Source organism: Pseudomonas sp. GW821-FHT04D07 (assembly GCF_059420225.1).
Genome location: NZ_JBWKTH010000017.1, coordinates 89,297 through 102,787, shown reverse-complemented (window position 1 = coordinate 102,787; position 13,491 = coordinate 89,297). Strand labels below are relative to the sequence as shown.

Here is a 13,491-nt window from a genome sequence, read left to right as displayed (position 1 = left end):
CAGTCTAGCGAGACCGGCAGCCACGGCCTTGACGGCAATCAATTGCCGTTACTGCATCAGTTCGGCGAAGGACAGGAAGCTGACCGAGTCGTGCTTGCGCACCTGCTGCTCGCATTCGACCAGCGCCAAACCATCGGCCCAACAAGCCGCCGTCAACATGGCCGAGCTTTGTTGCGGGTGCAGCTCCACCCAGACCTGGCCGTCGGCCCTGGGCACCAGGCGGGCTCGCAGATACTGCCGGCGCTTGTTGCGCTGCAACCAGTCGAAGCCCGCCGACAGGGCCAATGGCCGTGGCAGCACTTCGCTCAGGCCCTGGGCCCGGAGCAGGAACGGGCGCAGCACCACCAGGGCGGTGATCAGCGCCGCCGAAGGATTGCCCGGCAGGCCGAGCCAGGGCTTGCCGGCCACTTCGCCAAAGGCCAGCGGCTTGCCCGGCTGGATCGCCAGGCGCCAGAAATCCAGGCTGCCGAGCGCCTCGATGGCCTGTTTGAGATGATCCTCCTCGCCCACCGAGACACCGCCCGAGGTCAGCAGCAGATCGCACTCCGAGGCAGCCAGGCTCAAGGCATCACAGCTGGCGGCCAAGGCATCGGCCATGACCCCGTAGTCATACACCTCCATGCCCCAACCCCGCAGCAACGCCGACAGGCAATAGCGATTGCTGTTGTAGATCTGCCCCGGCGCCAGGTGCTGGCCCGGCTCGCGCAACTCGTCGCCACTGCTCAGCAGACACACCCGCAACGGTCGATAGACCTCGACCCGGGCAATCCCCACAGCCGCCAGCAAGCCCAATTCCTGGGCGCGCAAGCGCTTGCCGGCGCTGAGCAGCAACTGGCCGCGACGAACCTCCTCGCCCTCCTTGCGCACATGTTCGCCGGCCACCGCCGCCGGTAACCAGACCAGCCCCTCGTTGGCCCGACAATGCTCCTGCGGCACCACGGTGTCGGCCCCCGGCGGCAACGGCGCACCGGTAAAGATCCGCGCCGCCTGCCGGGGCAGCAAGGGTTCCGCTGCCGCTTGCCCGGCGGCAATCCGCCCGCCCAGGGTCAGCCAGCCGCCTCCCGGCGGCAGGTCGGCGGCACAGCAGGCATAACCGTCCATGGCGCTGTTGTCCCAGCCGGGCAGGCTCAGTGGCGCGGTCAGATCCCGTGCCAGCACCCGCCCCAGCGCCTGATCCAGGGCGACCGTCTGTATCTCGGGCGGCGGCGGCGCCTGGTCGAGCAGATGTTCGATGGCCTGGTCCACCGGCGTCAGATGACCGCTGTCGCAGACCCGGCCGCTCATGAGCGCACCTCGCAAGCCTCGATCACTCGCTGCGCCTGCGGTTTCAGGTGCGGTGCGAAATTGCACGGGCCGGTGCGACTGTCCAGCTGTTCGAGGAGGATGCTGTTCCAGGCGGTGCGGCAGGCCCCCGGCGAGCCCGGCACGCAGCACACCAGCACGCCATTGCTCATTCCAGCGAGGGCTCGTGACTGCAGGCTGGACATGCCGATTTCCGCCAGCGACACCTGGCGGAACAACTCGCCGAAACCGTCCACCTGCTTGTCCAGCAACGGCAGCACCGCTTGTGGCGTATTGTCGCGCGGAGTGAAGCCGGTACCGCCGGTCATCAGCACCACCTGGACCTTGGGGTCGGCGATCCAGTGCGAGAGTTTGGCGCGGATCTGATAGATATCGTCCTTGACCAGATCGCGGTCGATCAGCACATGTCCGGCGGTTTGCAGCAAGTCGCTGAGGGTCTGCCCCGAGGTGTCGGTGGCCGCGGTGCGCGTATCGCTGATGGTCAGCACGGCGATGTTCAGGGGTTCAAAAGTGCGTTGCGTCAGATGGGCCATAGCCAGCCTTCCCGTAGATGAAGATCGGCCCAAGCCTGAACCGAAACTGCGTGTGAACCTATTCCTCCAAGGAGGTACCTCGACCCGTGGCACGACTCAGGGCGCCAGGCGCCGGTGCGTCCAGAGGCCCTCGTGCAGACGGTAATCGAGGCGATCGTGCAGGCGGTCGGCACGCCCCTGCCAGAACTCCAGGCGCTCCGGGACCAGGCAGTAACCACCCCACTGTTCGGGGCGCGGCGGCAGTTGGTCGGCGAAGCGCCTGGCCGTTTGCGCCAGCAGCGCTTCCAGTTGCGCCCGGTCGGCCAGGGGCTGGCTTTGCGGCGAGGCCCAGGCGCCGAGACGACTGGCCATGGAGCGCGAGTCGAAGTAGGCATCGGACAGACCCGGATCCAGCCTGGCGACCTGGCCTTCGATCCGCACCTGGCGCTCCAGCCCCGGCCAGAAGAAGGTCATGGCGGCATGGGGATTGGCCGCCAGGTCCTGGCCCTTGGCACTCTGGTAATGGCCGAAGAAGGTGAAGCCGGCATCGCTGAAACCCTTGAGCAGCAACACCCGACAATGTGGCCGGCCCTGCGCGTCGACCGTTGCCAGGCACATGCTGTTGGCCTCGACCGGTGCCTGCTCGGTGTCGCGGGCCTGTTGCATCCACTGGCGGAACAGCAGCAGCGGATCCTCCGCCGCGGTCTCGTCCGACAGACCGTCCAGAGTGTAGTTACGGCGCATCTGAGCCAGGGAAAGGGGCATGCGGGCGATCTCCGATAGGGGGTGTGCGCAGTGTGCGAGGCCGCGCGCGCCAACACCTTGACCGTCATCAACAGCAGGCTTTGATCACCCCTTACTTGAGGCGCAGACGCCTGGCCAGTTTGTGCAGGTTGCTCGAATCGACCGCCAGCAGCCGGGCCGCGCTGGCCCAGTTGTTCCCGGTCAGGTTCAGGGCCTGGAGGATCTTCTGCCGCTGGCAATCGTCGATGGCCTCACCCAGGGCCTGGAACGGCTGGTCGCCGACTTCGTCCGCAGGCACCTGGGCCAGCGTCCGCGCGCTGCCCAGGTTGCTGTCGAGATCGAGGATTTCCGCTTCCAGGGTAAGGATCAGGCTGCGACTGCCGCCACGGCTGAGCTGTTTCAACGCGGCGCGGCTGATCACATGCTCCAGCTCACGTATATTGCCCGGCCAGTGGTAAGCCAGCAGCGCACGCTCGGCCGTCGGCGACAGACGCAAGCCGCGCAAACCGAGCCGGCTGCGATTGAGTTCGAGAAAATGCCCGGCCAGCAGCAACACATCGTTGCCGCGTTCACGCAGCGGCGGAATCGGCACCGGGTAGACCGACAGCCGGTGGTAGAGGTCGGCGCGAAACAGCCCGTCGCGAATGCTCTGCGGCAGATGCCGGTTGGTCGCGGCGATGATCCGTACATCCACATGCAGCGGCTTGTCCGCGCCCAGGCGCTGGATCTCGCCGTTTTGCAGGGTGCGCAACAATTTGGCCTGCACGCTCAAGGGCAGCTCGCCGACCTCGTCGAGAAACAAGGTGCCGCCGTTGGCCGCGTCGAAACGCCCGGCCCGGTCACTGCTGGCCCCGGAAAACGCCCCTTTGACATGCCCGAACAACTCGCTCTCGGCCAGGGACTCCGGCAAGGCGGCGCAGTTGACCTGAATCAGCGGCTTGTGACTGCGCCGCGACAGACGGTGCAGGCGCCGGGCGAACAACTCCTTGCCGACCCCGGTCTCGCCCAGCAGCAACACCGGTAACTCGGAATCGGCCAGGACATCCAGCTCGTTGAGCAACTGATGCAGGACTTCGCTCTGCCCGAGGATTTCACCCTCCGCGACCGGCATCCGCAGGTCCCGCGGGTCGCTGCGGGACAAGCGCAGGCTGCGGTTTTCCTGTTCGAGCCGGGTGACCCGCACGGCCGCCTCGATCTGCAAGGTGCAACGCTTGAGTTCATCTCGCGCCTGGCGGTCGAAGGTGCCGGGCTGCAACGCATCCAGGGTGATCGCGCCCCAGATCCGCCCCTCCACATACAGGCTCACGCCCATGCAGTCATGCACCGCCAGCGGCGCGTTGAGCGCGTTGTCGAGCAGGCCGTCATAGGGGTCCGGCAGGCGACTGTCGGGCTCGAACCAGGTTGGCTCGCGTGAGGCCATGATCGCCGCCAGGCGCGGATGCTGGGCAATCACAAAGCGCCGGCCCAAGGCTTCGTGCACCAGCCCCACGGTCGCCACCGGCCTGAGGCTGTCGTCATCCAGGCGCAGCAGGCCGACGGCGCCACTGTTGAAGTACTCGCGCAGAGTCTGCACCAGTCGTTGCAGGCGCAAGGCGTTGGGCAGCTCGACTATCAGGTCGGCGGCCAGGCTTTCACGCAACATGGTAATCATCACCCCTTATGGTTGTATTTACCCTGACGCATCAGGGTTATCATCACCACAACAAAAAAATAATCCAACATTTTCAATCAGTTACAAATGGCATGCGCGATGCAATAGGCCAGGGAACCCCTCAAACCCAAAGAAGGCACCCTGATGAGCCAGACACTTCTCGAACAAAGCCTCGGCCAACTGGCCTGCGATATTCCTGGCGCCACGCGGATTTTCCATCACTTCAACCTGGACTTCTGTTGCGGCGGGCAGAAAACCCTGCGCGAGGCGGCCCTGGGCAAGCAGCTCGACCCGACGCTGATTGCCGAGGCCCTCAATGAGCTGCAAGACAGCGGCGCCAGCCAGCACGACTGGCGCAACGAAGCCGACGCCCTGCTGATCAGCCATATCCTCGAGCGCTACCACGCCCGGCACCGCGAGCAACTGCCGGAACTGATTCGCCTGGCGCGCCGCGTCGAGCAGGTACACGGCGCCCGCGACAATTGCCCGAACGGCCTGGCCGACCATCTGCACGACATGCAGCAGGAACTCGAAGGACATATGCTCAAGGAGGAACAGGTGCTCTTTCCGCTGCTGCAACGGGGTCTCGGTCGCCAGACCGCTCCGCCGATCCAGGTGCTGCGCCTGGAACACGATCAACATGGCGCGGCCCTGGAAATCCTGCTGGCGCTGACCGACAACATCACCCCACCGGCCGAAGCCTGTAACACCTGGCGCGGCCTGTATCGCGGACTGCAGGAGTTTCGCGATGATCTGATGCAGCACATCCACCTGGAAAACAACATCCTCTTCGTCAAGGCCCTGAACCCGGCCCGGTGACCCCGACCAGCCACGCCGATCCGCACCCGCCAGATGACGGGTGCGTTTTTTTGCCTGGGCGGCGGACTGTGGCTCAAACCTGCCAATAGAACATGGCCTTGGCCAGGATCACTATCAGCAGCATGTGCCCGAGGATACTGCGCCGGATCCAGTCGGCCCGGCGCGGCGTCAGCCGTGAGCGTTGCAGCCAGTAGGCAAGCAACAGGTAATGCCCGACGATGCTCAGGGCCAAGGTGATCTTCAGGCTCAACAGGCTGGCAAAACGGCTGTCCAGGGGATGACTCAAGGCGCCTCGATACTGCCAGGCCAGGCCGATGCCGGCGCCGTACAACAGCAGCACCACGCCATGCAGGACCTTGCGCGAGCGCACCGCGATAGCCTGGTCCGCCGGCGCCTGCGTGCCGGCGGGCAATTGCCGGCGCGCCGCATGCCAGATGCACACCTCGAAGAACAGCGTGCCGATAAAGGCGATGGCCGCCAACAGATGGGTGACCAATAACCAGGGATAGATCATCGCCCGCCTCCTCTGCCCGACCGACTCATCCCGGATGCCCGTCGACCCGGGCCCGCAGCAACATTGGGCCGTAGCGCCAGGCATACAGGGCAAACGCCAGGGCCCAGCACAGCCCCGCCAGCCACAACCCGGCCAACGGCAGGAACAGCACCAGCACGACCCGGCTGAAACACGCCAGATTGAGCAGGACAAACGCCGGGGTCATGCCCGCCGGCGGCTCCAGCGTCCGACCGGTATGCCCGAGGCTGACCCGCGCGATCATCGCCAGGATCAACCCGGCCATGGCCCCGATCGTCAGGCCATGCACCGCCAGGCTGGGGTTCAGCGGCACGCCGAAGTGCCATAGGGCCATGCCCAGGCAGGCCAGCGCCAACCAGCCGTAGGCCAGGTACAGCGACCACAGCAGCGGCACGCGCCAGAGTCGACGATCATGCCAGCGCAGCAGGCGCAACAGATGCCCCACCGCCAGTGCACCAAACAGCAAACCGACCCAGCGATTGATGACGAGGGCGGGCCCGCAGGCATACAACAACGCCACCAGCGCGGAGCCGGCCAGCAACAGGCGATCGAGCCGGGGCCAGGGGGCAATGCCCTCGACCCGGCCCAGGCCACGCTGGATGAAAAATGGAATGACCCGACCACCGATCAGACCCATCATCGCCGCTACCAGCCACAGGCCGGTCAGCACAGCCTGGCGCTGCCAGCTTTCATGGCCGGGCAGCAGGCCGTACAGCGCCAGCCCGTCCGCGCCGGCCAGCAACAGCAACAGCAGGACAATCGGGTAGTTGCGTTTCTGCCGGACCTTCCACAGCGTGGTGCCCATCAGCACGGCCACCGCCAGGGGAAACGCCAGTTCCAGCGGCGCCAACAACGACCAGGGCAGATTCGCCAACCAGGCCAGGCGCGCCACCAGCCAGAGCAGAGCCAGGACTGCCAGTGGCTTGCCGCTGAGGCCGGGCTGGCCGGTCCAGGTCTGGACCGCAGTCAGCAGAAAGCCAGCGACAATCGCCAGGCCAAAGCCGAACAGCAGTTCATGACGGTGCCACGCCAGCCAGCCACCCGCCGGTTGCCAGCCGCCGACGGCACCGTTCAAGGCCAGCAGCCAGAGCGGCACCACCAGCAGCGCCAGGCCGGCACCGGCGAGGAAAAACGGCCGGAAGGCCAGGCGCAACAGCGGCGGGATCGCCAGCGCGGTACGGCGCTCAAGTACTTGCATGAAGCCACTCCTTTACCTTGCTGCCGACCTGACACGAGCCCGCACGCGATGAATGATGTTGCTGGGCAATCATCAGCTGTTCGCACGCCATCGCAGTTGTCATAAATCAAGTCGGCCGGGGAACGCCTGGGTAACCTGACCAGCCGTTGTCAGATACGCCAGTGCAAGGGACGTGCCTCGACGCCCGGGTCGCCCCGACGACCCGTGGCCGCGCGGCGTGCCCGGCAGCGGCAGGCCCCACCCCGACTGCCGAGTGCTGGCAGCCAGGGTAAAAATAACCATATGAGGGTTGTTTTAACCCTGATTGACAGGGTCTTTTTAACCTTGCAGCTACAGATATCCAGTGGCTACAGGCTTGCTGTAACGCCTTTCAGTCGAGGCCGAACACGGTCCCTGTGGGAGCAGAGCTTGCTCGCGAAGGGGCCCTTGAAACCGCTAAAAGCTTCGCGGGCAAGCTCCGCTCCCACAGGGTTGCGCTGCGTTTTCAATGTTTTGTTTCCTTAGCTGAACAGCATAAGGGTCTGGCGCCTGGCCCGGGTCTTGCTCAACCAGCACACCGCCTATCCCCTCTCGACCAACCGGAGTCGTCATGAAAGCAGTCATCCAGCCACTGGCCTGGTTTGTGGTCCTGAGTTCGATCATCGCCATCGCCAGCAGCCTCTCGCTCGGCCTTGTCTGAGGGCACGGCGCCTCCCCCCTTTTCCGCTATCAGGATGAATTGCCATGGTGCTTCACCGCGTCCATCACCAGATCTTACGCAGCCATCACCTGTTCGAGCCGCTGAGTGACCAAGAGATGGATGAGTTGATGGCTTCCAGCCATTTGCTCAGCATCGACAAGGGCGAACCGCTGTTCCGCCAGGGCGAGCCAGCCGACGCCTTCTACTTCGTGATTGCCGGCGCGGTGAAGATCTACCGCCTGACCCCGGACGGCCAGGAGAAAGTGTTCGAGGTCATTGGCCCGCGGCAAACCTTCGCCGAGGCGATGATGCTGATGGACACCCCGAACTATGTGGCCTCGGCCGAAGCCGTCGGGCCGTGCCAGCTCTATCGGCTGTCCAACAGCGCCTACCTGCGCCTGTTGCAGAGCAACAGCCGGCTGCCCTTCGCCCTGCTCGGCAAACTCTGTGTGCGCCTGCATCAGCGGGTCAACGAAATCGAAACCCTGTCGCTGAAGAACGCCACCCACCGGGTGGTGCGTTATCTGCTGACGCAACTGGTGCACCTGCAGCCCGTCAACTATCAGTTCGAACTGCCGATGGCCAAGCAACTGATTGCCGGACACCTGTCGATCCAGCCGGAGACTTTCTCGCGGATCATCCGCCGCCTGATCGACGAAAAAATCATCACCCAGGACGGTCGCCAGATCGTCATCCTCGATCGGCCGCGCCTGGAACAGTTCGAGTGAAAACCCTACCCGTCTGCCTGTATTGCCAGCATCCCAACCCGGTCGGAGAACGCGAATGCCGCCGCTGCGGCATGCCACTGCCGGCCCTGGCGGCGCAGGCCGAAGCACGCCGGTTACGGCGCTTCAAATGGTTCTGCATCGGCCTGACGATCTTCTGCGTGATCATGTTCTTCTGGCTGCCGCGCAGCAGCCCCTAAACCCAAGGAACACCTCAGGGCTGGGTCAACTGGCGATACAGTTGCGGCAGACGCAGGGGCAATTGCTCCGGCTGGCGGATCAGCGTATAGCCATTGGCCCCGAACATATACGGCAGGTAAGCCCCGGCTTCGCGGTCGATGGTGATACAGAACGGGGTCAGCCCCAGGCGCCGGGCTTCCAGTACCGCCTGGCGGGTGTCCTCGACACCGTAGCGGCCCTCATACAGATCCAGGTCATTGGGCTTGCCATCCGTCAGCAACAGCAACAGCTTGCGCCGGCGCTTGCAGCCGCTCAGCAGACGGCCGGCCTGGCGAATCGCCGCGCCCATGCGCGTGTAGTAACCCGGCTTGAGCGCCTGAATGCGCCCGCGGGTGTGGTCGTCATAGCCTTGCTGAAAGGCCTTGAGTTCCTGCAGGCGCACGTGCTGGCGGCGCAGCGAGGAAAACCCGTACAGGGCAAAGTCGTCGCCCAGCACCGACAGCGTTTCGCCGAACAGCAACAGGCTGTCGCGGATCACCTCGATCACCCGATGCTGGTCGTTCAGGTGCGCGTCAGTGGACATCGAGATATCCGCCAGCAACAGGCACGCCAGGTCCCGATGGGTCTGGCGCTGCTCCTTGAACAACCCGCGCTCGGCACAACGGCCGTGCTCGCGCTCGACATAAAAATCCAGCCAGGCCTGCATATCCAGCTCCGTTCCCTGGGGTTGTTGCCGCAACCACTGGCGGTCGGGACGCAGGTGCTCGAACTGCCGCCGCAAACGCTGCGCCGCCGGCCGCAGGCGCAACGGCAGTGGCTGCGCCGGGCAATCGCGCGGCACGAACATCTGCAGGTTGACGAAATCGTCCTGCAAACAGCCTTTGCGATAGTCCCATTCCGGTAACTTGATGCCCTCCCCCAGCGGTATGTCGTCGACATCCGCCGGCGGCAGATCCAGGTGCAATTTAAGCCCGCCGCCCTTGCGCAGACGGGTACGCGACAGGCTCAGTTCATCCAGATCGGCGGCGACCCTGGCGGCATCCGGGTCTTCACGGTCGTCCGACCAGCGATCGAGATCGACATGCTCGGTCCAACTGAACAGGTTCTCCAGCCGCACGATCAGCAACCCGCCCTCGCGACTGCTGTCATCAATCCGGCTGGCGCGCTTGCGCCCGCCTTCCTGCTCGCCGGGAGAGGCCGGCAGGGACTCCGCCGAGTCGTCGAGATCGGCGGCCTGCGGGCTGGCCAGATGCAGCGGCGGGTACAGCCACAGCGGCAACGGCCAGGCCGCCCGTTCGCTGCGGGGAAACGCCTGGACACTGCCCGGTTCGCGCAAGGCCTGGCACAAGGCCCGCTCCAGGGCGGCCTCGGCCGGTTTCAAGGTGGCCGGATCCGGACGCAGTTGCAGGTGCGCCGCGACCAGCCGCCGATAACGCGGCACCAGCGCCGGATAGCGCTGCAACAAGACTTGGGTCCAGCGTTGATTGTCCCGCCCCCAGTGCCGCATCGGCCCGGACTGTGCCGCCAGCAGGGCCAACCAGCGATAGAGTTCCTCATTCAGGCCGGCCTCGGGAAACACCGCGAGGCTCGCCGGCAGACGCAGGTTATCGGCGTCGCAGCAGGCCAGCGGCACTTGTCGGCAGGTCCCGGCGATCTGCTGCAACAGGCTGCGGCGCAGCAACAGATCGCGCTCGCAAACCGTCTCCAGGCCCCGACCGGCTCCGCCCATGGCGCGAAACAACAGCGCCAGGCCACGTTGCCGCTGGGCCAGTTCGACCCGCGCCTCGGGAAAGTCCACGCTGGCGCGGCGAGTGATAAAGCGATGCCAGACACTGCCAACCCACTCTTCCAGTTCAAGGGTAAAAGCCATGGAGCCCACCTTGTTCGAGAACCAAAAACGGCCCGCTATCACAGCCGGGCCGACCTTTCCCAGATGTCGCAACGCCTCAGGAAGGAACCACCGCCGCCGGCGCGCGCAACGCGGCGCGGCCGCGCTGGCGGAAGCTCAACAGATAGCAGAGCAGCCCCGCCAGGAAGCCCACTCCGCTGGCCAGACGGGCCCAGAACAACGTGGTCAGGTGCTCCATCGTCGCCATGAACGGCAAGGCGATGCCGTCGGGCTGCCAGCGTTGCAGATAGATCTGCACGACGCCCGCGGCGGTAAGCAGCAGCGTGATCATCACCATCGACAGGGTCATCAACCAGAAGCCCCAGATCTCCAGGTTCTGCGCGCGCTCGTCGGCGGCTTCACCGAGCCCGCGCAAGCGTGGCATGGCGTAGCTGATCAGGGTCATCACGATCATCGCGTAGGCCCCGTAGAACGACAGGTGGGCGTGGGCGTTGGTCAACTGCGTGCCGTGGGTGTAGTAGTTGACCGGGGCCAGGGTATGCAGGAAGCCCCAGACGCCGGCGCCGAAAAACGCGGTCACCGTGGTGCCCTTGGCCCACAGCGTGGCGGCGCGGTTCGGGTGTTGCCGCCGACGGTTCTTCACCATGCTGAAGGCGAAGATCACCATGGCCAGGAACGGTAGCGGCTCCATCGCCGAGAAGATCGAACCGACCCACAGCCAGACCTCCGGCCCACCGATCCAGAAGTAGTGGTGGCCGGTGCCGATGATCCCGGTGATCAGCGCCATGGCGATAATCACATAGAGCCATTTCTCGACCACTTCGCGGTCGACCCCGGTGATCTTGATCAGCACGAAGGCCAGCATCGAACCCATGATCAGCTCCCACACGCCTTCCACCCAGAGATGCACCACCCACCACCAGTAGAACTTGTCGCGGACCAGGTTGCCGGGGTTGTAGAAGGAGAACAGGAAGAACACCGCGAGCAGCACCAGCCCGGTCATCATCACCACGCTGACCGTGGTCTTGCGGCCTTTGAGCATCGTCATGCCGATGTTGTAGAGAAAACCCAGGCACACCACCACGATGCCCATCTTGGTGATGGTCGGTTGCTCCAGATAGACCCGGCCCATGGTCGGCAACAGCTCGTTGTGGGTCAGCCTGGCCAGCCCCGCGTAAGGTACCAGCAGGTAGCCGAGGATCGTCAGCACGGCGGCGGCGGCGAACACCCAGAACAGGACGATTGCCAGCTTCGGACTGTACAGTTCACGGTCGGACTCTTCCGGGATCAGGTAGTACGCGGCGCCCATGAAGCCGAACAGCAGCCAGACGATCAACAGGTTGGTGTGCACTATCCGCGATACGTTGAAGGGAATGGTCGGGAACAGGAAGTCCCCCACCACGTATTGCAGGCCCATGATCAAACCGAACAGTATCTGCCCGAGAAACAGTATCAGGGCGAACACGAAGTACGGTTTGGCCACGGCTTGCGAGGCGAATTTCAGATGGGGATTGGCAACACTCATCTCTTAGCCCTCCTTGTTTGGCGGCCAGCCATTGGTATTGATTTTCGAGCTCCACTTGAGGAACTCGGCGATGTCGTCGACTTCCTGCGTACTCAGGTTGAATTGCGGCATCGCCCGGCGTCCGGGCACTCCCAGGGGCTGCATTTTCATCCAGGCTTGCAGGAAGGGCTTGAAGCCCGCCTCACCGCCGCGGCGCTGGAACACGTTGCCCAGTTCCGGCGCGAAATAGGCGCCCTCCCCCAGTAGCGTGTGGCAACCGACACAGTTGTTTTGCTCCCAGACCAACTTGCCGCGCAGCACCGAGTCGCTTAATTGCGCTTCATTGCTGCGAACGGGAAAGGTCTGCTCTGAGTGATAGGTCAAGGCCAGGAAGATCAGGAAAAAGAACACGCTTCCCCCGAAATAGATATTCCTGGCCATGCCCTTGGTGAAGGTCTCTGACATGGTCGCTTCCTCTTTGCTTGGCCTGTCCATTCTAGGAAGCGAGGGTCTGAAAACCGCTTGATGGCAATCAAGAATCTCCAATGGTTTTACTCAGGTATTAGCCACGCAGGCTCAGGCTCACACCCAGCAGCAATGCCACCACCAGGGGCCAGCCCAGCAGCAGGCGGCGCCAGAGTCGCGGCGCATGCCGCAGTTCCATGAAACCTTCGGTGATCAGCCAGGCCTTGGCCACCGCCAGCAACAGCACGAGCAGGCTCAGGGTCATCGCCAGCCCGGTGGAGGTATCGAGCAGTTGACGGCCGGCGGCGAACAATTGGGGCTTGAGCACCTGGGTCACGGCAAACGCCAGGATCAGCACGGCGAATACCGAGAGTTCGGCAAGGATGAAAAACCACATCGCCAGGTCCCCCGGCAAATGGCGACGCGGGGGAGCGGCGACCTCAAGCGAAGTGGACATCGACCACGTCCATCAACGCGGCCACCGTCGCCGGGTCATCGCTCAGCGGCTCGGCGAGGCAGGCCAGGCAGGCCTCGCGCGGGCTCATGCCGGCGCCGATCATGCGCGCGGTGAAAATCAGCAGGCGGGTCGAGGCCACCTCTTCCAGGTCATGCTGCTCCAGCCGGCGCAGGGCCTGTCCGAGCCGGACTACCTGGCTCGCCAGGGCGCCATCGACCTGTGCCTCGCGGCGCACGATACGCTCTTCTTCGGCCGCCGGCGGATAGTCGAAACGCATCGCCACGAACCGCTGGCGGGTGCTGGGCTTCATACCCTTGAGCAGGTTCTGGTAACCAGGGTTATAGGACACCACCAACATGAAGGACGGCGGTGCCTGCAGGACTTCCCCGGTGCGTTCGAGGAACAGTTCACGGCGACCATCGGCCAGCGGATGCAGGACCACCACCGTGTCCTGGCGGGCCTCGACCACTTCGTCGAGGTAACAGATTCCGCCTTCGCGCACCGCCCGGGTCAACGGTCCGTCCTGCCACCAGGTGCCCTGGGCGCCGATCAGGTGACGGCCGATCAGGTCGGCGGCGCTCAGATCGTCATGGCAGGCCACGGTGTGCAGCGGCAGTTTCAACTGGTGCGCCATGTGCTGGACGAAGCGCGTCTTGCCGCAGCCCGTGGGGCCCTTGATCAGCACCGGCAGGCCATGCCGCCAGGCCTGTTCGAACAGTGCCTGCTCATTGTTCAGCGGTTGGTAGAAGGGTTCGCAAGCTTGCCTGGGGTCCATGGGGTTACCTGATTCGACAGCGGGTTCGAGGCCCACGCTAAGGCGCCTTGCGACAACCTGGCAAGTGACCTGGCCGGCAATCTTGATCGCCGTCAAGCG

At 64.6% G+C, this 13,491-nt stretch carries 13 protein-coding genes and 1 pseudogene; 3 read left to right on the top strand and 11 right to left on the bottom strand.

The window, feature by feature from the left end; all coding sequences use genetic code 11:
• Window positions 1–48: 48 nt before the first annotated feature.
• The 4 genes from AC07T0_RS19905 to norR all read right to left on the bottom strand — a co-directional run bounded on the left by AC07T0_RS19905 (window position 49) and on the right by norR (window position 4,200).
• Window positions 49–1,284: a molybdopterin molybdotransferase MoeA gene (locus tag AC07T0_RS19905; RefSeq protein ID WP_495002829.1), complete on the bottom strand. Its 1,236-nt coding sequence runs from the start codon at window positions 1,282–1,284 to the stop codon at window positions 49–51.
• Entirely contained in the window at window positions 1,281–1,835 is a 555-nt protein-coding gene (moaB, locus tag AC07T0_RS19900) for a molybdenum cofactor biosynthesis protein B (protein ID WP_495002828.1), read from the bottom strand. The genes AC07T0_RS19905 and moaB overlap by 4 nt, the downstream gene beginning before the upstream one ends.
• Window positions 1,836–1,931: 96 nt before the next feature.
• Entirely contained in the window at window positions 1,932–2,579 is a 648-nt protein-coding gene (gene pdxH / locus AC07T0_RS19895; RefSeq protein ID WP_495002827.1) for a pyridoxamine 5'-phosphate oxidase, read from the bottom strand.
• A gap of 91 nt (window positions 2,580–2,670) precedes the next feature.
• Window positions 2,671–4,200 (bottom strand): nitric oxide reductase transcriptional regulator NorR, encoded by a 1,530-nt coding sequence (gene norR, locus AC07T0_RS19890; protein WP_495002826.1) that lies wholly within the window; start codon window positions 4,198–4,200, stop codon window positions 2,671–2,673.
• Between the two features lie 153 nt (window positions 4,201–4,353).
• Between norR and ytfE the strand changes: the two genes are divergently transcribed.
• Window positions 4,354–5,028, top strand: a complete 675-nt coding sequence (gene ytfE / locus AC07T0_RS19885) for an iron-sulfur cluster repair protein YtfE (RefSeq protein ID WP_495002825.1) — start codon at window positions 4,354–4,356, stop codon at window positions 5,026–5,028.
• A 73-nt stretch (window positions 5,029–5,101) separates the two neighbouring features.
• On the opposite strand, the gene AC07T0_RS19880 is transcribed toward ytfE, so the two are convergent.
• Both AC07T0_RS19880 and AC07T0_RS19875 read right to left on the bottom strand, forming a co-directional pair.
• Window positions 5,102–5,542: a CopD family copper resistance protein gene (locus tag AC07T0_RS19880; RefSeq protein WP_495002824.1), complete on the bottom strand. Its 441-nt coding sequence runs from the start codon at window positions 5,540–5,542 to the stop codon at window positions 5,102–5,104.
• A gap of 25 nt (window positions 5,543–5,567) precedes the next feature.
• Window positions 5,568–6,758, bottom strand: coding sequence for an NnrS family protein (locus AC07T0_RS19875; protein WP_495002823.1), 1,191 nt, complete (start codon window positions 6,756–6,758; stop codon window positions 5,568–5,570).
• A gap of 723 nt (window positions 6,759–7,481) precedes the next feature.
• Between AC07T0_RS19875 and AC07T0_RS19870 the strand changes: the two genes are divergently transcribed.
• Together AC07T0_RS19870 and AC07T0_RS19865 are read left to right on the top strand one after the other, a co-directional pair.
• Complete coding sequence (locus tag AC07T0_RS19870) at window positions 7,482–8,165, top strand: Crp/Fnr family transcriptional regulator (protein ID WP_495002822.1); 684 nt, start codon at window positions 7,482–7,484, stop codon at window positions 8,163–8,165.
• A complete protein-coding gene (locus tag AC07T0_RS19865) occupies window positions 8,162–8,362 on the top strand; it encodes a 4-Cys prefix domain-containing protein (protein WP_495002821.1) in 201 nt (66 codons plus the stop codon). The genes AC07T0_RS19870 and AC07T0_RS19865 overlap by 4 nt, the downstream gene beginning before the upstream one ends.
• A 14-nt stretch (window positions 8,363–8,376) precedes the next feature.
• On the opposite strand, the gene AC07T0_RS19860 is transcribed toward AC07T0_RS19865, so the two are convergent.
• The 5 genes and pseudogenes from AC07T0_RS19860 to AC07T0_RS19840 all read right to left on the bottom strand — a co-directional run bounded on the left by AC07T0_RS19860 (window position 8,377) and on the right by AC07T0_RS19840 (window position 13,392).
• Entirely contained in the window at window positions 8,377–10,212 is a 1,836-nt protein-coding gene (locus AC07T0_RS19860; protein WP_495002820.1) for a nitric oxide reductase activation protein NorD, read from the bottom strand.
• 76 nt (window positions 10,213–10,288) lie between these two features.
• Window positions 10,289–11,716 carry a cbb3-type cytochrome c oxidase subunit I gene (locus AC07T0_RS19855; RefSeq protein ID WP_495002819.1) on the bottom strand — a complete coding sequence of 476 codons (1,428 nt, stop codon included), beginning with the start codon at window positions 11,714–11,716 and terminating at the stop codon, window positions 10,289–10,291.
• Window positions 11,717–11,719: 3 nt separating this feature from the next.
• Complete coding sequence (locus tag AC07T0_RS19850) at window positions 11,720–12,160, bottom strand: c-type cytochrome (protein WP_191486956.1); 441 nt, start codon at window positions 12,158–12,160, stop codon at window positions 11,720–11,722.
• A gap of 154 nt (window positions 12,161–12,314) precedes the next feature.
• Window positions 12,315–12,617: pseudogene (locus AC07T0_RS19845) on the bottom strand (cytochrome c oxidase subunit 3 family protein); the annotation flags it as partial.
• Window positions 12,601–13,392: a CbbQ/NirQ/NorQ/GpvN family protein gene (locus AC07T0_RS19840; protein WP_495002818.1), complete on the bottom strand. Its 792-nt coding sequence runs from the start codon at window positions 13,390–13,392 to the stop codon at window positions 12,601–12,603. The gene AC07T0_RS19840 and the pseudogene AC07T0_RS19845, both read right to left, overlap by 17 nt.
• Window positions 13,393–13,491 lie beyond the last annotated feature (99 nt).